The sequence below is a fragment of the Photobacterium makurazakiensis genome, from assembly GCF_050336715.1.
Taxonomy (GTDB): Bacteria; Pseudomonadota; Gammaproteobacteria; order Enterobacterales; family Vibrionaceae; genus Photobacterium; species Photobacterium makurazakiensis.
Map to the genome: position 1 here is coordinate 111,072 of NZ_JAKJSJ010000016.1, position 22,204 is coordinate 133,275.

The window sequence follows — 22,204 nt, forward strand, 5'->3', positions numbered from 1 at the left end:
TATTATTCGCAAGTCTTGTTTTTTCGAGTGATCCCATGAGCCCTATCCATCATTATTGCTCTCAGTTAATTCATCAAGCGACCACCGCTAATATTCGCTACCTTGTTATTGCACAAGGTAACCAAGAATGGGGGATTGAGCTTTCCCGTCACTTTGCGTCGTTATTACCAAATAGTCTCGTCTGTGGTGGTGAAGCTATTGATCAGATACCTTTTATACCCACTAAAAAAGCCAAACAAAAACTGGGTCAAGAATGTCAATGCTTAATATTTAATATGCATAATGGCTTTGATGCAGAAGCTTTTGGTGCGTTATCTGGCACCATTATTGGTGGGGGAATTCTATTGTTGATGGTCGGCGATGAGTTCAACGCTACTCAATGTTCTGCTTTTCGCAATCGCCTGAGTAAACTTTTTTCAGATAAGAATGTTGTCTATCTGAAGCAAAATGAAGATTTACCTACGCTGCCAGCTTTACCTAAACAGAGTTTAATTGAATTTTCTGGGGATAATTACGGCTCATTAACAGCTTGTCAGTCTGCCGCTATTACTGCAGTTCGCCGAGTTGTAACGGGTCATCGAAAACGGCCTGTTGTCATTACTGCTGATAGAGGGCGTGGTAAATCTGCAGCGATGGGGTTAGCGGCAGCCAGCTTATTAGAAGAACGCAACATTCGGATTGTGGTTACTGCCCCTTCTTATGGTTGTGCGGAAACGTTATTTAGGCATGTTGTTGCTCGTTTTAATGTCCCCTTTACTAAGCAGAATCATTTAGCACTTGGCTCAGGTCAAATCACTTTTGTTTCACCTGATCAATTGTTAGCAAATGATATTGTTGCAGACTTCGTTATTGTTGACGAAGCCGCTGCCATACCGGCTCCTTTACTGTCAGCAATGCTTTCTCGATTTAATCGGATTGTTTTTTCGAGTACGGTTCATGGTTATGAAGGTACAGGCCGGGGGTTTGCTATTAAGTTTCGTCAGTTACTTGATAGTAAAATGCCACAATGGCGTAGCATTGAATTAAACCAGCCTATCCGCTGGGCTGACAATGATCCGCTGGAAGATTGGACGTTTAAAGCGTTGTTGTTTGATGCTGACCTAATTGAACTTGATGAAAAATTCTGTTGTAACGTTGAACAAGAATTGGCTTTTAAGCTGGTAGATAAACAGTTACTGATTTCTTGTGAACCATTACTTAAACAAATATTTAGTCTTTTGGTTAATGCGCATTACCAAACATCCCCTGCTGATCTGGTTAATATTCTCGATGATGAAGCGTTAAGTATTATTGCTGCGTTTCACGGCGAGATAGTTGTTGGCTGTTGTATTGTCGTGGCTGAGGGAGGGCTTGATGGGGTCTTGGTTGAGCAAGTTCAACTTGGTACACGACGTATTAAGGGGCATTTACTTGCCCAATCTGTTGCTGCACATTTAGGTATAAAGCAAGGTGCGACTCAGCGTTGTGGTCGAATTATGCGAATTGCGGTTCACCCGCAATTACAGCAACAAGGTATCGGTGTTAGTCTGCTTCAATATACTGCCGCATGGGCTAAAGATAATTTTGATTATCTAGGTACCAGTTTTGGCTATGTTCCCGAATTATTCCTTTTTTGGCTCAAGGCGGGTTACCAGCCAGTTCGACTTGGTATTAAGAAAGATGCTTCAAGTGGCTATCAGTCGTTGCAATGTATCTTAGCGTTAAATGCCCAAAGTAAAGTGTGGGCAGAAATAGCAGAAAACTTATTTGCGGTTAATTTTCATTATAACGCTAATGAGTGTTTTGGGGTGTTACCGACCACGTTCTTTATGCCTCTTTATCAGCTTGTCGCGCGAGATCTTGATACGCAATTATCGTTACCAGAGTCTGTTTGGTCCCAGCAGTTGTCTTTGTATTGCCAAGGTGGGTTGGGCTATGAATTGGCATTGCCTTCGTTAACGTTAGCGTTAATGAGATATTTAAAAACGGCAACAGTTAAACCAGATCCAATGATTCATTTAGTTGTAGCCAAGGTAATTCAACGAAAATCTTGGTGTGATATTAGTGAAGAGTTTAATTTGTCTAGCCATAAAGAAGCGGAGCAGCATCTGCGTCAGTGGTTTTTCAAACATTTTTAATTTCGGTTTTTTAGCAAGGAGCATCAAATGAAATTTGTCGTTGATACGCATACGCATACTGTATCGAGTGGGCATGCTTATAGTACGTTACTTGAAAATGCCCAATCGGCCGCTGAGCATGGTCTTACATTAATGTGTGTAACCGATCATGCGCCATCTATGCCGGGCTCTCCTCATTTCTGGCATTTTGCAAATCAACGAATCTTGCCCCGATTTTTACACGGTGTTGGTATTTTGCGAGGAGTCGAGGTGAACATCATGAATTCAGATGGAGAGATAGATCTTCAACCACATATTTCTGAACAATTAGACTGGGTGCTTGCTAGTCTTCATGAGCCTGTTTTTCGTCCGTCAGATCGTCAAACTCATACAAAGGCATTATTAAATGTAATTGCCTCTGGGCGGGTTCATGCACTTGGTCATTTGGGTAATCCTAATTTTGACTTTGATTTTGAAACGGTTATTACGGCTGCTGCTGAGGCTAATGTATTAATCGAAATAAATAATTCATCGCTTGTCGGTTCACGAGCTGGTAGCAAGCCGCGCTGTGAACAAATCGCATTGGTTGCGAAAGAAGTTGGAGCGATGTTGACGACAGGATCGGATGCGCATTTCGCTCATGATGTGGGTAAGTTTGATCAAGTTTCCGAATTACTAAGTAAAATACAATTTCCGGAAGAGAGAGTGGTTACAACAAACGCGAATCGATTTGTTGAGTTTCTTAAGCTACGCAATAATTCAAACTTGGATGCTTTTTCTGCCCTTTAACATTTACACTGTAAATTCACGTATTCGCTCTTCTTACTTCCCCTATGGCTAGTCTAGCGTAGGGGATTAAAAAGCATTACCTACCTCTCTTCTATACACACCTAAACGAATATTTACACTGTAAATCGAAATTTATTGTCTAATAGCGATGTAAAAGAGCATTAAATAATTATACGGAATAGCATTCTATTTGATGGTTTGGACAAATAATTTAACTCGACTAAAGTTAAGTATAATCAATAGTTTTTATGAGTATAACACCAGCACCTAGTCTCTGAGGCTGGTTACACTGGCTAAGGGGAAGTAATGGCGTTAATTCGGACACAAGTGCTTTTTCAACGCGATTTGAGCAAAACAACCGCAGATTACTCAGATGATGATTGTAGCTTTTCTGTCGGACGAGGTGGAATTGCTGGGCGGCTGTATTATCAGCAGACAGAAGAAGCGAAAACTATAGATATGCATGAAGTGGGCATTAAAGTGTCAATCAACCGCTTGAAACGCCATTGTTTGTATTTAGAGTCAACGCAGGTTCTACCGATAACCGCATCTTGCCAACTTATTGTTCAGCCTTTGGGGATACTTGAGGGAGGGCTTTTAGTGGATAATACATCGGTGAATAAGAAGAATCCAGAGTACTATCAGTACCGTTTCCTTACCAATAACTGGCTGTCTGTGGATCAACTGCATTCATTAGTGTTGGATTAATCGCTTTATATTACCGTAATTCTTAGATTTGAGTGTTCTGTCATTAATTTTCACCATGCCTAAGATACAATGCTCTATTGTAGCAATAGCTTTGATTTTGCTGTAATTAGCTCTATTTTACTGAGTAATTATTGTTTTGTTTTGTATCGAAAGGAGTCGATATGACAGCACCATTTTTGCGAATCTCTGACGATTGCCAGTCTGTTTTACTCGCAGTATCCGATTTTTGCGGAAATGACTTGTCACGTGACTCTATTCTTTCTGAATTAGATAAGTTAGGTGCGTCGCAGTTTTATTTATTTGAAGGTGCGATTGATTCGGCGCTTGCTGTCATTAACCAGATAAACGCTGGCCAAACCGATGTTATTGAAACCCTAAAACCTATCATTGTTGCCGAGCGGCGCGATGCGATTTATGTCGTTAAAACTGAAGCTGATTTAATGAAAGCTTCGTTAACAGTAATCGCCCCTTTCGGTGGTAAAAAGATAACAGGCCCCGCTTTATTGGAAGCCCTTAAAGATAATCATATCGTAAAAGGGATCCGCAAAAATCAACTTCAAGAGATTATTAAACAATCCCAATCTTTGTCTGCAGGCCAGAAAATTAGTCTCCCTGTAGCGTTTGGCCGTTTGCCTGAGCACGGGGTTGATACCCGCTTTAAGCCGCTTGTTGAAGATGTTGGTCGTCGTATATTACGACCGCAAGAGCTAGACGACGGAAAAGTCGATATGCGAGATCTCGGTGAATTAATTACCGTGAAGGGGGGGCAGGCAATCATGCAACGTATCCCCTCGACACAGGGTACTCCTGGTTATAATGTGCATGGTAAAGAGCTAGCCGCTATACCTGGTAAGTCTGCTGAGTTTGACGTATTAGAAGGGACAGCAATAAGCGAGCGTGATCCGAATATTTTATTGGCACTTAAAGCCGGTATTCCTGTGATTAAGAACAAAGGCATGAAAGTTGATGATGCACTCACTTTAAAAGGTGTGAATGTTTCAACTGGCCACATATCTTTCGATGGAAGTGTCTTTATTACTGGGGATGTCACACCTGGCATGAAGGTTAGTGCGACTGGAAATATTACGGTGACGGGCTTTGTAGAGCTTGCTGAACTGAAGGCCGGTGGTGATATTGCGATTATGAAAGGTATCATTGGTCGGAAACAAGATGGAAGTCCACTTGCATGTTATCTACATGCTGGCGGTAAGGTAACCAGTAAGTTTGCTCAGTTTTCTGAAATAGAAGCAGGGCAAGACGTATCATTTTCATTGCATGCACTTCACTGTGTAATTCGAACTCAAGGTGAAGTTGTCGTTATCGACCCTCTTAAACGAAATGGTACATTGAGTGGGGGATATATTGAGGCTGGCTATAGTGTTCGTGCCGTGAATATCGGTGCGCTTGCTGGAGTGCCTACAACCATTATCGCTTTTGGCCGTTATAAATATCTACTTGAGCAGTTACAGGCGATTTCCGATGGTTATGAGCAAGAGACAGTAAAGGTTGAGCAGTTAAGGCTAGCTCAACTAAAGTTGCTTAAAATCCCGCAACAGAAGCGTCCTGCTGAGTTAGTTGAAAAAGTGAAACAAGCCACCATACATCATCGAAGTAGTTTGCTTGATTGGGAACAACAATATGATACGTTGAAATCTGAATTTGATGAATTGAGGGGACTTGTGTCTGTTACGGCACTTAAACGCATACACAGTGGCGTTAAAGTACAGTTAGAAAAAGAAAAATTATCGCTTAACCAAGAACACGGCCCTTCCAAAATTCAAATTCGAGATAACGAACTTCAGCGTCAGCCATTGTGATTTACAGTGTAAACTGATTTTCGATTTACACTGTAAATACCCTTCTATTTCTTCATTACACGTATTTATGCGGGCTGGTTTAATCTGCTACATTTCTTTTCAACGATATAACCTTGAAAACCGCTAACAAATAGATCAGCTAGACGTTCGAGTTGAGTTTCAGTTTCAACTCGCGTTGCAATTGTGACGATATTAAGGCTGTGCGCACTACGTGAAATCGAGGATAGTAACGTTTTCTTAGCTTCATCATTTAGCTGATGAGTGTAAGAAAAATCTATTTTTACGTAATCAGGGCGAAACTCTGTGAGGTAATCTAATGAGTTGAAATATCGTCCATAGTTATCAACCCCGAAGCGAAACTTATAAAATCGGATCGCTGAACATAGTAAGCTGCATGAGTCGGGGGTGCGGACAAAGCTAGCTTCTGGAATTTCAAAAAAGATGCGTTCAGACAGGCGTTGATTGCGATCCATTATTTCACTTAGCCAGCGAATAAAAGAAGGGTCGCTTACGCTGTTGTTCGTAATATTGATCGCGAGTGGACCCAGCGTACTATCTGCATTAAGACGATTAATAGAGTTAGCGATAACTTCACGATCGAAAAGCATCCCTGCACCAAGATCTTCTATCGCGCCTAGAAACAGATTTGCGGAGTATTTTTTACTGTCTTTATTAATAGCAGTGAATACTTCATAGTGAAATATCACTCCTTGATCTGATGAAACGGGCTGGTACTGATACTGGAATAAATCATTATCAATGGCTTCAATAAGTAATGCCTTCCATTGCTGTTTGCCAAACGCATTATCGGTTGCTGGTTCTTGCGTGAAGGCTAAAGGGCTCTCTGGAGTCAATGCTGCCTGAGCCAAGACATTATCCAGCTGAGCTAGAATATGGCTCGCGTTATTTGCGCGCTCAGCTAAAACCAGACCAACATGGGCACAATCTGGTGAGTTGTTTCCTGATTGAGCTTGGATTTTATTGAGCACGGTAAGCATACTTTCACCAATGCTTTTTAATTTACTTGCTGTTGTATTCGGGGCAAGTACAGCAAATTCGTCATAGGATAATCTTGCTAAGCTCACCTCGCTATGAATTATATTGCTATTGAGTTCTTCAGCGATTTGCTTAACTAAACTATCACCATGGTCGAAACCATACTTTTGGTAGGTATCATCAATTAAGGTTGTTTTGAGTAATGCGACCCCGCCTTTGGGCGAGCTTGCTATCCAAGTATTGAGTTGGTTAATAAAGTAGTGACGGTTTCCAAGGCCTGAAACTTTATCGCGGTACGCTTGCTCTTTTAACTTGATTGCTTCTGTGGCTTGCAATTTAAAGTGAGAGTCTAGTTGGGTATAAAGGTGGTTCATTGCTGTTGCAATCAGCTTTGTGTCTTTGTCCGAGGGTAACAATAGCGGGGAGTAAGGTTGGTTATTTAATATATCTTTGGCTCGTGCGCTGATAAAAACTAAAGAGCGGTTTTTACGTTTGATCATTAGAGCAAGAAGAGAGAAGACCAATATAAAGCAAAGCACGGTGATGGTGTTAAATTGCAGTGTACTTTGCCATAGCACTTCAAGCTGCGGATGTATTGAAGCTTCGAGGTTGATATGAATAACGTTATCTTGATTTACCGTTATTTTACGTGCAGTGGTGAGCGGTGTCAGGTTAGCAAGAGTAACAAACCAAGTAGGGAAATCATTGAAGTCATTAAGCTGCTGTCGATAACTGGTGTCTTCCCCTTCAGGCATAACTTGGATAAACGTGAGGGAAGTGTTTGACAATATACCTGACAAAACAGAATTGATGTCAATTGCAGACAGCGTCTTAGTATCGGTATAAGCGGTATCTAGACTTAGCTCCGCAATCGTGACTTGAGCATTGAAGTCTTGTTTAGCTTGTGTGCTGACAGCTTGCTGTAAAATGATGAAGTGAACGGTTGAGGTGGAGAACCATATTGTAACAAGGCATATGAATATCCAGCTGATGGTATATCTAAATATTGTCATTCGTTATTCTCAATCATCATCAGAAACGGAAGGTGCGATTAAATTAATCGTAAGAGTTAAAGCCAATCAATCGGCAGCAGCTTTTATCGCGTATTGAGGAAATCAATGCTGACGACATGAACAATGTAGATTGGCTTTCACTGATGAAACACACAGTAAAACATTTGATTTCACTGCATTAAATTAACAAATAACCCTATATGATAGGTGCGTAATGCGCTGCAAAGTCATAAAAACGGAAGATACTTCGAAGAATAGATGTAAATGATCGGGCATTTTCAGTTTCACGGAGGCTATCAGCATTCGCTCTGAATACTTGGCAACGTCTTAATGTGTTTAGACTCAAGATTTAAAATCAACTTTATCAATGTCGTATTTTTTCATTTTGTCATACAGTGTTTTTCTCGCTAACCCAAGCTCTTGTTGCACGTCTTTTAAACGGCCATGATGGCGGTTAAGTGCGTCTCGTAATAACTTACACTCAAACTGGGCAACTCTATCTGCCAAATTCGTGTTTATATCTTTTCTCTGACTTGAAAATGTTGGCTTATCTAATGTTGTTTGATCACCCATCAAGATAAAACGTTCTGTAAAGGTTCGAAGCTCTCTTACATTGCCTAACCAGGAATAATTCACCAGCTGATGCTCAAGTGATGCCGGTACGATACTGGGCTCAATACCAAAGCGACTGCAATCGGCTCGAAGGAAGTTGTGGAACAAAAGTATGATATCTTCGGGACGCTGGCGTAATGGCGGCAGTTCAAGGCTGACAAAATTGTATTGGAAATAAAGCGCCTGATAAAAAGGATCGGTGTTAGACAAATGTTTTTTATCATCGGTTAAGGATGCTATGACACGTACATCGGGTGTGGTTGATGCTGATTCTTGCGCTGGTTGGCTGAGTTGAGCGAGCTGTGCTAATACTGTTTCACGCAGCGAGGCGGGAAGTTTATCTAGCTGCTTGATATACAGAGTCCCTCCATGTACTTGTTCGAATAAGCCTGCGACAGATTGTTGCCCATTATCGAATCCAAATAAATCGTTAGCAAGTTGCTGAGGGTTTTCAGTATTCGCATTAACAGTAATGAAGGGCTTATTTTGGCGTGGGCTATGATCATGGCTAAAGCGGGCGACGAGTGATTTTCCATTACCGGCTTCTCCATGAATTAGCAACGGTGCGGAAGATTGACTCAGGTGGGATAGCATTCGGCGAAGTTGTTTCATACTCGGGCTATTACCAAGAATACGCGGGCCAGGGCCGCTCTGAACTTCAAGTTCACGCCTAAGCTCACGATTTTCTAATACTAATTGACGTTTTTCTCCAGCGCGTTTTACAACATCTAATAAATGCTCGGTTGAAAAAGGCTTCTCTAAAAAATCATAAGCGCCCAGCCGCATCGCATCAACGGCAATTGATATATCGCCGTGTCCTGTCAGCATGATGATACTCAGCTCTGGGTCAATCGCCATGGCTTGTTTTAGGCATTGAATACCATCAATGCCGGGCATATTAATATCTGTGATTATCACGCCTTGAAAATTGGTGGTTAGCTTATCTAAAGCGGGCTTCGCGCTCGCAAAAAGGCTAACCTGATAGTCCTCAAGTTCAAGGGTTTGCCCCAGTGCCTCGCGAACAGATTTTTCATCGTCAATGAACATTACTGGAATTGTCATAGCACCTCCTTGTTTGATATTGGTAAAGTGATGATGAACTCAGCCCCGCCATTTTGGTGAGCGGCAGCTGTTAAAGTACCGTTATATGCAGTAATAATACGTTTTGAAATCGTCAGCCCTAACCCTAAACCATCTTTTTTAGTGGTATAGAAAGGGTTAAAAAGCTGAGTGATCTGCTCTTCTGTAAGGCCTGTGCCATTATCCCACACTCGGCATGTGAGACTGCCGCCTACTACATCAAACTCAATACCGATTTGTGGATCGGCACTGTGGCTTAGTGCTTGAATGCTATTTTGAATTAAATTTATAAGTACCTGTTCAAACTGAATCGCATCGATATTAACCGTAATATCGCTTCGTATTTCAGCTAAGCGGAGAGTAATACCTTGTTTTATTAACCTGCTTCTTACTAGTGATAAGGCTGATTGAACGGCTGTGTTTACCACGGTGTAGCGCGTGTTACCTTGTTCAACTCCTTTGCGAGCAAAGACTTTAAATCTAGCAATGATATCTGAGACGAGGGTATTGAGCTTAATGATCTCTTCAATGTTACCAGCGACAGATTGATAACGTTCTTTGAGCAATAATTTTCGGGTGTTCTCTGCATATGTTCTCATCGCGGCAAGTGGCTGATTAATTTCGTGGTTTATACTTGCAGAAAGCTCACCGAGCATTGCTAGCTTTGCAGTTTGCATTAATTCACTTTGGGTCTGCTTTAGTTCGGCTTGGCTATGTTCATATTGTCTGAGCGTCACTTTTAATTGTTCATTTGTTTCCATTAAATTTTCAGTGCGCTTCAATACTCGCTTTTCAAGTTTACTATTCAGTGTCGCCAATGCTTGACGTGCGCGATGGGTTTGCCACCAAGAATGAATGGCAAAACAGAGTAATGTATAAGCAACAATGAACATTATTACGGCTTGAAAAATTAATTTTTCACTTTGGCTCCGAGGGGTAAAGCCATAAATTTGCCAGCCAGCTTTATCCATATTGTGCTTCGCTGCCATAAAGTCAGCGTTACCCGCAGGGGATGGCCACTGGAGTTGTAAGGTCTGTAAGTTTTCGAATTGTGATAAATCATCATAAGCGCTCAGTGGTGCTAATGTTGCTTTACCATACTGACGTGATGCGATGATGTGTTGTTTGGTTATATCGTCTAAACGGGTGAGGCTATGGTATAACCAACTTGGCTCCGAGCTATAAAATACAATTCCAGCCGTATCACTGATGACATATTCAATGTCTTCATATTGCCAAATATCAGAAATTAGTGATAAATCGACCTTGATAGTGAGTACGCCCAGTATTTTTTTGTTGTAAATAACAGGGGCCGAAAAATAATACCCTCGTTTTTCGGAACTTGCACCAAGCGCAAAATATTGCCCTAATTGACCTTCTGCAGCTTGCTGAAAGTATGGCCTGAAATGATAGTTTTGTCCTACAAATGTATTAGGCTGTTTCCAGTTGCTGGCCACGAGTGTAGTCCCAGTTAAATCAATCAAGTAAATGGTATCGGCATTGAGGGTCGTACTCCATTGCTCGAGTAATTGATTGATAGCTTTAAACTGGTCATTAGCGAGATAGCGTTCGTTACTATCGGCAAGCAGTGGAGTTAATAGCCGCGGATCACTCGCAAGTACTTCTGGTAGCTGGCTATAGCGTTCTAATTGCGCATCAATCTTTAAACCAAGTTGGTTGACGTCATTAACGAGTTTATCTGTTAAGTACTGCTGTGCTTGAAGGTAGGTTAAGTAGGCGATCAGGGTCGAACTAATCAAACCGATGAGGGTTGCTAGGCCGATAAACTTTTTTTTAGATGTCATGGCGTTACCAATTTTTTTGCTAATGTAGCAAATTTACTTAAAATAAAAATCGAACTCGGTAGCAGAGTCGTGGCGTCACGTTATGACTTGGGTATATTACTTGAGTTTCGTTAAGACTAAGCGCACACTTTGCGAGTTAGCGATAAGTACTATAAGCGGAGATAACAATGGAATTGTCTGATATTCGTCGTGACTATATGCGCGGCGGCTTACGTCGTCATGATTTGCCTGAGCAGCCTGAAGTTCTTTTTGATAAGTGGCTGAAGCAAGCGATTGATGCCAACTTGACTGACCCAACGGCAATGACTGTTGCAACCGTCGATGCAAAAGGGCAGCCTTATCAGCGTATTGTGTTGTTAAAGCACTTTGATAAAGAAGGGTTTGTCTTTTATACCAACCTTGGTAGCCGTAAGGCTGGGCAGCTAGAGGGGAATAGTAAAATTAGCCTGCACTTTCCTTGGCATGCGATTGAGCGTCAGGTACATATTACGGGTACCGTCGAAAAGTTATCAAAGCTTGAAGTGATGAAGTATTTTTCTTCACGTCCAAAAGAAAGCCAGATTGCAGCTTGGGCGAGCAAGCAAAGTAGTCGAATTTCGGCTCGTCAGGCACTTGAAGGTAAATTTTTGGAGTTGAAGCAGAAATTTTCACAGGGAGAAATACCGCTACCTTCTTTTTGGGGTGGATACCGGGTGAAAGTGGAATCGATTGAGTTTTGGCAAGGAGGGGAGAATCGCCTTCATGATCGCTTTTTGTTTACCCGAGATAGCGATGGGTGGCATATCGATCGTCTTGCTCCGTAGAGAAAATAAAAAAAGCAGCTTTAAGCTGCTTTTTTTATTTGTTGCTATGCTGCCATTAAATGGCTTGTCACTATGCTTATGCCTTCTGGGTGACGCACCTTCAAGGCTTTTTCGGCATGCTCGATAGACTCTACTTCGTTATCTGCTTGGATTTCATACCTGCAAGGAATATTGAAGTGAGGGTGTACAACGTAGGTGATGCTAAATGGTTTCATAATATTTCCAGTAAAAGTACGGTAAATAGAGACCGACTTAATCAAATCTGAGCGGATTATAAGGAAGTGAGGCCGCTCTAAATTTGATCTGAAAACCGAGTTAGCCATTAAAAATCGTAAACTAAGAATTCATTAACCCCCATAAGGTTTATTCTTTAAGGATTACAGATAGTTGTCGATTTAGCATACTTTCGGGAATGTGCGAGCCAAAACCAAGGTCAAGTGCGATATCTAGCAGTTCGTTTTTAGAGTTCGCATTAAACTTCTCTCTAAGCCTAATGACATAGTTTTCTACGGTTTTAACGGAAACGCCGAGTACCTTCCCGATATACTGAGGTTTTTTACCATACAGCAGCAAAAACAAGACTTCAGATTCTCGAGTGTTTAAGTTGATTGCTTGATGGTTTAAATCAAGATTGAAGGATGCTTGTTCTTTTGGATCTATGCCTGCTGCTCGACAGATCCAATGACCGACTTCTAATACTGCTGTGTCTTTGAGCTCAACACCAGAAAATATGGTACCAACAACATCGTTATTATCATTTTTCCAAGGTGTCTTCGTGAATAAGTGTGCACGCCAACTACCATCCGAATAAGGATGAATATCAAGAACACGTAGCCTTTTACCCGAACTCATAACAAGGTTATCTTGAACTTGAAAAGACTCCGCACATTCTATTGTTGGGCTCGGCATATCAAAATCGGTACGGCCAATACAATCAAGGTGATGTTCAACCCCTATAATTTCGCCATACTCGGCATTGGCATAAACAAAGACAGAATCCTTATCTTTACATCCCCAGCATCCTGGCAATTGGTTGAATATATGTAATAAGGATGGGTCGACTTTATCTTTCACTATTATTTGCCTAAATAGATTGGCTTAATTATTTATAATTCAAAGTCTAAATGAATATACAGAGGTTACAATATCTCAATGACGGTTTTTTGGGCATAATTGTAAAAAAGAATAAAAAAAAGCCGACCTATATAGGTCGGCAAAGACAAGAGTTAGACTCCTAAGAGCACAATCCTGTACGACGTGTAGAAGAGGTATCCAATCAAACTCATATGCCTTAAGTATGAGGGTGTATAGTTAAGGCTAGCTTGCTTGGAATATATCCATTGCTGGATACTGTAAACAGAGTGGGGTGAACCCGTTCTCTGTTTACGGGATGTACTATAACGTAGTCGGATTAATCAAGTAAGGGGGGAAATCACCTATTGACAATATAAAACATATGTGAATTATACCCAAAAGGGATTAGGCGCGGTATTTATCTCGTAGTTAGATTAATCACACTGCAAAATTTAGTGACTTGTGAAGATAAGATATTCGTTGTTTGTGCAGTATTATTCAATTTGAGTGTATGTCATAAAATAGGTATAAGCTGACGAAGCTAAATATGTCTTCTGTTTTTGGTTTTTTGTAAATTTGTCATGAATAATTTGTCTAGTTATGCAGGCGCGTGCATGACAGCATTTATATTACCTTGCTTCTTTTGGTCTACCACTAGAATATTTTGGTAGACCAACATAATGAAATGCTAATAACCATGATAACCACGAGTAATTAGCTGGTTTGATAATTATCAGAGGGTTAAATAGTCAAAAAATATGCTAATAAATGGTCATTGACCACTTTATTTATAGGATTATTTAATAAAGTGGTTTTATTCAAATTAATAAATAATCTTAGCTAAGATACAATATGAAAGGTTTTGAGTAAGGTAATTCCCAAACTTGATGTGAATAACGACCCTAACGTTGTTATTGCGATAATATTAGCTGCTAGGATTGCATTTGCCCCCATCGCTCTCGACATTACATAGCTTGCTGCTGCAGTAGGTGCTGCACTCATTAGGAAAATAACCCCTAATTCCAGCTCTCGAAACCCCATGAAATACCCTGTAGCGGTAATCAATAACGGTGCGATAACTAATCGGCCACAGCTAGAGAAATGCGTACTTTTAGAATCATGACGTAATTGCTTGAAATCAAGGCTTGCGCCAGTACACAGCAAGGCAAGTGGTAAGGTCATATCGGCAAAGTAGCCTCCTGATTGCGTGATGAGGTGTGGCAGTGGTATTTGAAAAAAAGAGAAGGGAATAGCGAGCGCAATACTGATGATGAGTGGATTTTTGATGATGGAGCGAATGAAGTAACTTACACCAATCCCTTTTTCTTGTTGGGATGGGTTCGAACGTGTAAGCGTGATCACCGCCAAAATATTATAAAGTACAGTCACCACTGCAACATACAGTGAACCAACGGCGAGGCCATCGTTACCAAATGCATTACTGACGTAGGCTAAGCCAATGATTCCCGTATTTGCTCTAAACGCTCCTTGTACGACAACCCCTGTGTCAGCTCGATCTTTTATAATAAAAGGCGTGACTAACTCAAAAATTACAAAGACAGCGATATTGGCCATAATAGCAAAACCAAACAGATGTAAATTGGTTAGCTGTTGTAGATCTGCCTTTGCAACGCTCAAAAATAGCATTGCTGGCAATGTAATGCTGAAGACCAGTTTTGAACCAATTTCAATAAATGCATCATTCAGCATGCCGATGCGGCGTAGGTAGACCCCGAGTCCGAGCATGAGAAAAATTGGCCCGGTGATCGAAAATGAGTATTGAAGTTGTGTGAGAAATTCGTTCATGAATATTTATCCTTAATTAGAATAATATTTGTAACATAATAAAGTACTTAGGTGTCAGCGTTATAAACAAATTAATATATTAACGACTATAAACACTCATGAAAGGATGACATGGATACGACTAACGTATTGATTTTTACTGGAACTATGATCAAGGGTGAATAGATGACGGGAGTTGTAAGTTCAACTGGAACAATGATCAAGACGGATCTTTCTTTTGATCATCGTTTCATTCAGAACGATGATCAAGGTGTGATCTTTGTGGTATCTGATTTTTGATGGTCCTTTATTTCTTGAGTATTAACTTAATGTATTGAAAGTAAAGAATAATAATGATGGTTTTAGGCTGTGTTACTCTCCGCTGGTTTTGCTCATCAATAATAATTAACTTAAACAGATCGGGCTATGAGCAGGAAAATGGCTTTTATCACATCAATTTTTAATTGAAATAACACTCTCCGTAACTTAGTCACTCTTGATCATTGTTCCATTATTATCTCTTTGCCTTGGATGTGGTATTATTCCCCTTATGTATTACATCACCTTTCTTCTGGTTTTTTAGCATGAAAGATAAGCTAAACTCACCGATCATCAAACCTTCCGAAATCGTCAAATTACCGGAGCAGATGGATCACCATAATCACGGTTATAATCAAGTGGTGATTGGACTATCTGGCCAAACAGAATTTGATATTGAAGGCGTCGGAAATTTAGTTTGCCCTGGCCAAGGTTGCCTTGTTACCGCTGATTCGGAGCATGCATTTTCGGGGGTTGGGAACAATGAAATACTGGTGATGAATGTCCCTACCGATCAGTTTCAACCGGCTTATACTTCTGACAATATATTGCGGTTATTTGAGCAGTCAGGCTATTTTCATCTTGATAGGCAAGCACAAAGCTTGATTCAAGCGCTTACCGCAGAAATGATGGCACACCCAGATGATCTTCTTTTAAGTCGAGCGTGCACTGATACGTTAATGTGCGTATTGCATCGTCATTTTAAACCGCTAAATGGTGATAAACAAACGCACCGGTTGAATATGGATAGTATCGATCAATACATTATTCAGCATCTAACTCGTAAAATTTCGGTAACACAGTTGGCTGGTTTGGTCTTTCTAGGCGAAAGTCAATTTCATTATTTGTTCAAAGAACAAACAGGTGTCACGCCACATCAGTATGTTTTGAAAAAACGTTTAGAGTTAGCCAAAGATCTGATCGAAGACTCACAGCTAAGTATTGCCCAAGTGGCACAAAGTACTGGTTTCGCGAGCCAAAGTAGCTTTACGCAAGTATTTACTCGTTTACACGGTAAGCCACCTGCGCGATATCGAAAAGACAACATTGGTTGATAAATTAAATTATATTCAGTGGCTTATGTGAATTATCACCTCTTCTTATAAACGCCTTTTCATAACAAGCCACTTATCTAAATTCATCACCTCCCATTTTATTCTCTCCCTTGATCATTGCTCCTATTTTGTTATCCATTTTACGATTCTTTTTAGTGTGATTTTTTTGCTCTATAGTATGCCCGTTGTGTGAAAATGTGTTTTTTTTGAAAAACCGACCTCTATTTTTGTTAAAATACGGACTTTTACTAAAAATTATCGGAGAATACAGCAAGACTATCTGAGCTGTGGAAAATAGAATCCCCTCAACAGTAACACGCTTGCAACATTCCACCTGCTAGAGGGAAGACAGCGAATATTTCTGCTGCTAACTGGATCGGGTTCATTATTGAGGGAAAAACTATGTTCAATGCGGCAGATGTACTTCAGCCTACATTTATTGAGCGTCCACTGAGTGAGATTTGGTCGACTATCTCACCTCTTTATGCCATTGATGAATCACAATGGTTGACGCAACTCATTCCATTGGCAGAACCAACCAAACAAGAAAGGCAATATACCAGTGAGCAGGCTGCTAGCCTGATTGAACGGGTACGAGCAGATCAAAATGCCATTCAGATGATTGATGCACTGTTGCTTGAATATAGTCTTGATACCAAAGAAGGTATTTTGCTGATGTGCCTAGCTGAGGCATTGATGCGTATTCCAGATGCTGCGACGGCCGATGCACTGATCCGTGACAAGCTCAGCGTGGCTGATTGGAAATCACACTTAAAAAGTTCTGATTCACTGTTTGTGAATGCCTCTACATGGGGGTTGATGCTAACGGGGAAGGTCGTGACAATGGACGCCAAAGAAGATGGTGCCCCTAGTCATGTGATTAACCGTCTAGTGAATAAGATGTCTGAGCCGGTTATTCGCCAAGCAATGAATCAGGCAATGAAAATCATGGGCCACCAATTTGTACTTGGCCGTACCATTGCTGAAGCAATGAAGAATGGCAAGTCCAAGCGCGATCAGGGCTTTACCTATTCATTTGATATGTTGGGTGAAGCAGCGCTTACCACGCAGGATGCTCAAAAATATTTCAAAGACTATGTGATGGCTGTTGAGGCCGTTGGCCGTGATAGTTATAGCAGTGATAAAGGCAGTAATACCCGCTCGCCAGATCCGACTGTTTCTATCAAGCTTTCAGCCTTGCATCCTCGTTATGATGTGGCAAATGAGCACCGTGTGCTTGATGAAATGTACGATGATGTCTTGTCGCTATTGAAGCGTGCACGTGAGCTTAATGTTGGTATTACGATTGATGCCGAAGAAGCGGATCGTCTTGAATTATCACTGAAGCTGTTTGAAAAGTTGTACCGTTCTGATGTGGTAAAAGGCTGGGGTCGCTTCGGTCTGGTTGTCCAAGCTTATTCAAAACGCGCTTTACCAGTATTGGCATGGCTGGCAGCATTATCGAAAGAGCAGGGTGATGTGATCCCATTGCGCCTGGTAAAAGGTGCGTATTGGGATAGTGAACTTAAACTGTCTCAGCAAAGTGGCTATGCAGACTATCCGGTCTTTACCCGTAAAGAAGCAACAGATACGTCTTACTTGGCGTGTTCACGTTTTCTATTATCTGAACACCTTAAAGGGCTGATTTACCCGCAGTTTGCGAGCCATAATGCCCATACGGTATCTGCGATCGTCGCGATGGCGGGTAGTAACCGTAATTTTGAATTCCAACGGCTGCATGGCATGGGGGATGCGCTTTATAACCATGTTATGGAGATGCATCAGACCAATGTGCGTATTTATGCGCCAGTCGGTAGCCATAAAGATCTTCTGCCATATTTGGTGCGCCGCCTATTGGAAAACGGTGCCAACAGCTCTTTTGTCCACCGTTTGGTTGATGCTAACTGTCCGGTTGAGAGCTTGACTCAGCATCCGGTCGATACATTACTATCTCGCCCGAGCCTCAATAATGGGTTGATCCCACTGCCGCCGAAAATTTTCGGTGAAGAGCGTAAAAACTCACTGGGGATCAATATTGAAATTGAATCAGAGTGGGCGGCGTTTTCCGCATCAGTACAGACCTTTAAAGATCACCAATGGCAGGCTGGTCCTCTAATTAACGGTAAAGTTGTTGCGAACACAGAGGCTGATATTTACCCGGTTACTGCTCCCTATGACCGTCGTGAGTCGGTGGGGAGTGTTTCTTTTTCAAGTGCAGAACTTGTCGTTGATGCCATTGATGTGGCGGTGCAAGCGTACCCAGGGTGGTCGCAGCGACCAGCGACAGAGCGCGCTGAGTGCTTATTGAAAGCTGCTGATTTGCTTGAAGTAAACATGGGGGAGCTTGTGGCGTTATGCCACCGTGAAGCGGGTAAAACCATTCAAGATAGTATTGACGAAATCCGCGAAGCCGTCGATTTCTGTCGTTTCTATGCCGATCAGGCCGCAAATGAATTTGTGCAGCCTAAAACACTGGTTGGTTTTGACGGTAATACCCAACAGTTAACCTATCAAGGTCGGGGCGTATTTGCCTGTATTAGTCCGTGGAACTTCCCGCTGGCTATCTTCCTTGGTCAGGTGAGTGCTGCATTGGCAGCTGGTAATACCGTGGTAGCAAAACCGGCTGAACAAACATCATTAATTGCTTTCCGTGCGATTGAGTTACTGTTGGAAGCCGGTGTTCCTGCGGGGGTGATTCAGTTTGTGCCGGGAACAGGGCAAACTGTTGGTACGCCATTGACGTCAGATCTGCGTATTGCTGGCGTGGCGTTTACGGGATCGACGGAAACCGCTCAACGTATTAATCGTACGCTTGTTGCTCGTGACTGTGCACCAGTACCGTTTATTGCTGAAACGGGTGGACAGAATGCCATGATTGTTGACAGTACGGCACTGCCAGAGCAGGTTGTTCGTGATGTCGTTCGCTCTGCCTTTGCGTCGGCGGGTCAGCGCTGTTCGGCATTGCGTGTGCTGTTTGTTCAACAAGATATTGCCGAGCGCATTATTGGTTTGATCAAAGGAGCAATGGCTGAGCTGTCTGTAGGTCGTCCAGAACTGCACAGTACCGATGTTGGCCCTGTGATTGATGTCGCTGCCCGTGACAAGTTGCTAACCCACATTCAATCTCTCAAAAACCAAGCCACCTTGGTTGCGCAGGCTAAAGTCGATGAAAGCTGCCAAGCGGGAGATTTCGTTGCCCCAACTGCTTTTGAAATACCTTCGATTGATGTCCTTAAGAATGAAAACTTCGGTCCTGTTTTGCATATTGTGCGTTTTAAAGCCACTGAGCTTGATCAGGTCATTGACCAAATAAACCACACAGGCTTTGGTCTAACCCTCGGCGTGCATAGCCGAAATGAGCGTACCTATAGTCATATTGAGCGCCGTGCGCGTGTCGGTAACTGCTACATCAACCGCGATCAGGTCGGTGCTGTGGTTGGTGTGCAGCCGTTTGGCGGACAAGGGCTATCTGGTACAGGCCCTAAAGCCGGTGGTCCACACTACCTATACCGCTTTACTCAAGATGTAGTTAATGCTTAAGGCTGTCGAGAATAATTAAGGAGTGATCATGACGATTCAAACATTGGTAAAAGCAAGCTCGGCAGCATGGGAAGGTTGGAACAATCTTGGCTACGAAGCGCGTGTACGTATTTTGCGCCACTGGACCGATCAACTGTCGCCAGAGTGCCGTGCCATGGTGGATTTTCAGTGTCGTAATGCCCTAGAGCATGTTGCGACCGTTGAATTGATGCCAGGGCCAACAGGCGAAACCAACGAGCTGTATTGTGCAGGGCGTGGGATGTTTGTCGTGACGGCAGATAATGATGTTTCACTTGTTGCTGTGCTTGGACAGATAGCGGCGGCATTGGTGACGGGTAATACCGTATTTGTTTGTTTGCCTGCTGACTTTGTCACTTCGGCGAAGGAACTCATAACACAACTGGAGCAAAGCGGTTGTGCTGGCGGGGTGATCACCGCCATTAATAACGATCAGCTTGCCGATCTTGTAAGCCACACTGCGATTGCTGGCGTGGCTTATACCGGCAAACTTTCAACAGCTCAGGCGTTAGCTCGCCAGCTAGCTGCCCGTGACGGGTTATTAGCGCAATTGATCAGCGAGACTGATCAGATTCGTTTACCTGTGATTGGTAGCCCTACGTATTCACTGCGTTTTGTAACTGAAAGGACGCGAACCATCAATATCACAGCTGTCGGCGGTAATGCCACACTGTTGGAATTGGGGAGTGGTGAAGAACACTAACCTAGCTGCTACACAGGGCGGAAATGTACTTCTGCCCTGTGATGGACTAGCAGCCATGCTGATTATCAGCACATAACCAAAAGCCCCTGCAATGAACAGGGGCACCAAGTGAGGGAACTCAAAAATGATAGAGAATAGCTTTGCTATTACAGGCACGTTTATCGCTTACCTGATCGGTATGCTCGCGATTGGCTATATTGCCTATAAACGTACATCAAATTCAGCGGACTATTTCTTAGGTGGACGTACACTTGGCCCTTGGCCTGCTGCGCTTTCAGCAGGGGCGTCTGACATGAGTGGTTGGCTACTACTTGGCTTGCCAGGTTATGCTTATGCCGCTGGTATCGAGTCGTTATGGCTTGCGGGTGGCTTGCTTGTTGGCACATGGCTAAACTGGCTAATTTGTGCAAAGCGTCTGCGTACTTACAGTATTACGACAGATAATGCACTGACATTGCCTGAGTTCTTAGCTCGCCGTTTTGATGATAAATCTAAACTGATCCAAACTATTTCAGCCTTCTTTATTTTGCTGTTTTTCCTTTTCTATACCAGTTCAGGTTTAGTTGCTGGCGGTAAACTGTTTGAAACCGTCTTCGGCCTAGATTATACCACTGCGGTTATTATCGGTACGGTGTGTGTAGTTTCTTATACCCTATTTGGTGGCTTCCTAGCGGTAGCGTGGACCGATTTAGTACAGGGACTATTGATGTCAGCGGCGCTATTGATTGTACCGATTGCGGCAATGAACGGTGGTGTCGGAGATCTAACGACGGCGTTAGAAGCGAAGAACCCAGAGCTATTAACCCTGTTTAATGATGTGAAAGGTACGCCTCTATCGGCGATTGCAATTATTTCACTAGCGGCGTGGGGCTTAGGTTATTTTGGTCAGCCACATATTCTTGCTCGTTTTAAGGCAACGCGTAGCAATGCTGATATTGCAACAGCACGTCGTATCGCGGTTGGATGGACTGCGTTATCAATGACAGGTGCAGTTCTGGTTGGCCTAGTCGGTATTTTATATGTTGATAATCAGCTAGCGGGCAGCCTTGATGATGGCGAACGTATCTTTATGTTGCTGGTTAACTCAATGTTCCACCCTGTAATTGCGGGTATCTTACTGGCCGCGATCCTAGCGGCGATTATGAGTACTGCTGATTCACAGCTATTGGTATCGTCATCTGCGTTAGCGGAAGATTTCTATAAGCAGGTTTTCCGTCCAGAAGCATCTTCTGAAGAAATCGTGAAAGTGGGCCGCTACGCAGTTGTTGGTTTGTCGGTTGTTGCATTACTACTTGCGATGAACCCAGATAGCACCGTACTTGGCTTAGTGTCTTATGCGTGGGCAGGTTTTGGTGCGGCATTTGGCCCAGCACTGTTGCTTAGCTTGTTCTGGAAAGGCATGAACCGTAACGGCGCACTCGCGGGTATTGTGATTGGTGCAATGACAGTGGTTATTTGGAAGCAATTAACTGGTGGTATTTTCGATCTATACGAAATCGTTCCAGGCTTTATTTTTGCTACCGTTGCGATTATCTCAATCAGTAAAATGACGGGCGGTGCTTCAAAAGAAGTTAAGGCGCAATTTGATACCTACGAGAAAAATCTCGTCGAATTTAAATAAACACGGCTTAATCATCGATTAACTCAAAACGGCTTCTTAGTATAAGAAGCCGTTTTTTTATGCGGTTAACTTGGTGAGAACGGCTTACTGCGACTTTTGGCGATGGTCTTAACGCTTACCATCGTTAAGTCAAACCAGCTATGACTGAGTTGGTTTAAAAACAAGCAAGTGTAAATAATACCTTACAATCATTAACAAGCTCACAGTCACGCAAAGTGTAATATTTTGTGTCTAAATGGCTTTTTGAACATATATAAATGAGTTTAAATACATGTTTTATGTGTCTTATTAAGATTTAACTTATTGTTATTAAAATAATTTGTGCTGATGTTGGGTAAGTAAATAGCATTTACAATAAATAAGTATAATGT

15 protein-coding genes are annotated in these 22,204 nt (G+C 42.3%); 9 read left to right on the top strand and 6 right to left on the bottom strand.

The window, feature by feature from the left end; translation table 11 throughout:
* Window positions 1-35: 35 nt before the first annotated feature.
* The 4 genes from L4D09_RS08305 (at window position 36) to L4D09_RS08320 (ending at window position 5,410) form a co-directional block, all read left to right on the top strand.
* A complete protein-coding gene (locus L4D09_RS08305) occupies window positions 36-2,117 on the top strand; it encodes a tRNA(Met) cytidine acetyltransferase TmcA (protein WP_428457023.1) in 2,082 nt (693 codons plus the stop codon).
* Between the two features lie 27 nt (window positions 2,118-2,144).
* Window positions 2,145-2,885, top strand: a complete 741-nt coding sequence (locus L4D09_RS08310; protein WP_428457024.1) for a phosphatase — start codon at window positions 2,145-2,147, stop codon at window positions 2,883-2,885.
* A gap of 306 nt (window positions 2,886-3,191) precedes the next feature.
* Entirely contained in the window at window positions 3,192-3,593 is a 402-nt protein-coding gene (locus L4D09_RS08315) for a hypothetical protein (RefSeq protein ID WP_428457025.1), read from the top strand.
* A gap of 161 nt (window positions 3,594-3,754) precedes the next feature.
* Window positions 3,755-5,410: a flagellar assembly protein A gene (locus L4D09_RS08320; protein ID WP_428457026.1), complete on the top strand. Its 1,656-nt coding sequence runs from the start codon at window positions 3,755-3,757 to the stop codon at window positions 5,408-5,410.
* A 65-nt stretch (window positions 5,411-5,475) separates the two neighbouring features.
* On the opposite strand, the gene L4D09_RS08325 is transcribed toward L4D09_RS08320, so the two are convergent.
* From L4D09_RS08325 to L4D09_RS08335, 3 genes are all read right to left on the bottom strand, one after another.
* Window positions 5,476-7,419, bottom strand: a complete 1,944-nt coding sequence (locus L4D09_RS08325; RefSeq protein ID WP_428457027.1) for an EAL domain-containing protein — start codon at window positions 7,417-7,419, stop codon at window positions 5,476-5,478.
* 342 nt (window positions 7,420-7,761) lie between these two features.
* Window positions 7,762-9,093 (bottom strand): sigma-54-dependent transcriptional regulator, encoded by a 1,332-nt coding sequence (locus L4D09_RS08330; protein WP_428457028.1) that lies wholly within the window; start codon window positions 9,091-9,093, stop codon window positions 7,762-7,764.
* Complete coding sequence (locus L4D09_RS08335) at window positions 9,090-10,916, bottom strand: ATP-binding protein (RefSeq protein ID WP_428457029.1); 1,827 nt, start codon at window positions 10,914-10,916, stop codon at window positions 9,090-9,092. The genes L4D09_RS08330 and L4D09_RS08335 overlap by 4 nt, the downstream gene beginning before the upstream one ends.
* A gap of 167 nt (window positions 10,917-11,083) precedes the next feature.
* Here L4D09_RS08335 and pdxH point away from each other — a divergent pair, with 167 nt between their 5' ends.
* Window positions 11,084-11,719, top strand: a complete 636-nt coding sequence (gene pdxH, locus L4D09_RS08340) for a pyridoxamine 5'-phosphate oxidase (RefSeq protein ID WP_428457030.1) — start codon at window positions 11,084-11,086, stop codon at window positions 11,717-11,719.
* A 44-nt stretch (window positions 11,720-11,763) separates the two neighbouring features.
* On the opposite strand, the gene L4D09_RS08345 is transcribed toward pdxH, so the two are convergent.
* From L4D09_RS08345 to L4D09_RS08355, 3 genes are all read right to left on the bottom strand, one after another.
* A complete protein-coding gene (locus L4D09_RS08345) occupies window positions 11,764-11,934 on the bottom strand; it encodes an addiction module component (protein ID WP_428457031.1) in 171 nt (56 codons plus the stop codon).
* Window positions 11,935-12,082: 148 nt separating this feature from the next.
* Complete coding sequence (locus L4D09_RS08350; RefSeq protein ID WP_428457032.1) at window positions 12,083-12,793, bottom strand: helix-turn-helix transcriptional regulator; 711 nt, start codon at window positions 12,791-12,793, stop codon at window positions 12,083-12,085.
* Window positions 12,794-13,633: 840 nt separating this feature from the next.
* Window positions 13,634-14,599, bottom strand: coding sequence for an AEC family transporter (locus tag L4D09_RS08355; RefSeq protein ID WP_428457033.1), 966 nt, complete (start codon window positions 14,597-14,599; stop codon window positions 13,634-13,636).
* Between the two features lie 563 nt (window positions 14,600-15,162).
* Between L4D09_RS08355 and L4D09_RS08360 the strand changes: the two genes are divergently transcribed.
* The 4 genes from L4D09_RS08360 to putP all read left to right on the top strand — a co-directional run bounded on the left by L4D09_RS08360 (window position 15,163) and on the right by putP (window position 21,833).
* A complete protein-coding gene (locus L4D09_RS08360) occupies window positions 15,163-15,951 on the top strand; it encodes a helix-turn-helix domain-containing protein (protein ID WP_428457034.1) in 789 nt (262 codons plus the stop codon).
* Window positions 15,952-16,353: 402 nt separating this feature from the next.
* Window positions 16,354-19,491, top strand: coding sequence for a bifunctional proline dehydrogenase/L-glutamate gamma-semialdehyde dehydrogenase PutA (putA, locus tag L4D09_RS08365; RefSeq protein ID WP_428457035.1), 3,138 nt, complete (start codon window positions 16,354-16,356; stop codon window positions 19,489-19,491).
* Window positions 19,492-19,519: 28 nt separating this feature from the next.
* Window positions 19,520-20,212, top strand: a complete 693-nt coding sequence (locus L4D09_RS08370; protein WP_428457036.1) for an aldehyde dehydrogenase family protein — start codon at window positions 19,520-19,522, stop codon at window positions 20,210-20,212.
* A gap of 124 nt (window positions 20,213-20,336) precedes the next feature.
* Window positions 20,337-21,833: a sodium/proline symporter PutP gene (putP, locus tag L4D09_RS08375; protein WP_428457037.1), complete on the top strand. Its 1,497-nt coding sequence runs from the start codon at window positions 20,337-20,339 to the stop codon at window positions 21,831-21,833.
* The last annotated feature ends 371 nt before the right edge of the window (window positions 21,834-22,204 follow it).

Coding starts and splice junctions, on each gene's coding strand:
- putP (WP_428457037.1), top strand. CDS start 20,337: ATGATAGAGAATAGCTTTGCTATTACAGGCACGTTTATCGCTTACCTG.
- L4D09_RS08330 (WP_428457028.1), bottom strand. CDS start 9,093: ATGACAATTCCAGTAATGTTCATTGACGATGAAAAATCTGTTCGCGAG.
- L4D09_RS08310 (WP_428457024.1), top strand. CDS start 2,145: ATGAAATTTGTCGTTGATACGCATACGCATACTGTATCGAGTGGGCAT.
- L4D09_RS08325 (WP_428457027.1), bottom strand. CDS start 7,419: ATGACAATATTTAGATATACCATCAGCTGGATATTCATATGCCTTGTT.
- L4D09_RS08345 (WP_428457031.1), bottom strand. CDS start 11,934: ATGAAACCATTTAGCATCACCTACGTTGTACACCCTCACTTCAATATT.
- L4D09_RS08315 (WP_428457025.1), top strand. CDS start 3,192: ATGGCGTTAATTCGGACACAAGTGCTTTTTCAACGCGATTTGAGCAAA.
- L4D09_RS08320 (WP_428457026.1), top strand. CDS start 3,755: ATGACAGCACCATTTTTGCGAATCTCTGACGATTGCCAGTCTGTTTTA.
- L4D09_RS08360 (WP_428457034.1), top strand. CDS start 15,163: ATGAAAGATAAGCTAAACTCACCGATCATCAAACCTTCCGAAATCGTC.
- L4D09_RS08305 (WP_428457023.1), top strand. CDS start 36: ATGAGCCCTATCCATCATTATTGCTCTCAGTTAATTCATCAAGCGACC.
- L4D09_RS08370 (WP_428457036.1), top strand. CDS start 19,520: ATGACGATTCAAACATTGGTAAAAGCAAGCTCGGCAGCATGGGAAGGT.
- L4D09_RS08335 (WP_428457029.1), bottom strand. CDS start 10,916: ATGACATCTAAAAAAAAGTTTATCGGCCTAGCAACCCTCATCGGTTTG.
- L4D09_RS08355 (WP_428457033.1), bottom strand. CDS start 14,599: ATGAACGAATTTCTCACACAACTTCAATACTCATTTTCGATCACCGGG.
- putA (WP_428457035.1), top strand. CDS start 16,354: ATGTTCAATGCGGCAGATGTACTTCAGCCTACATTTATTGAGCGTCCA.
- pdxH (WP_428457030.1), top strand. CDS start 11,084: ATGGAATTGTCTGATATTCGTCGTGACTATATGCGCGGCGGCTTACGT.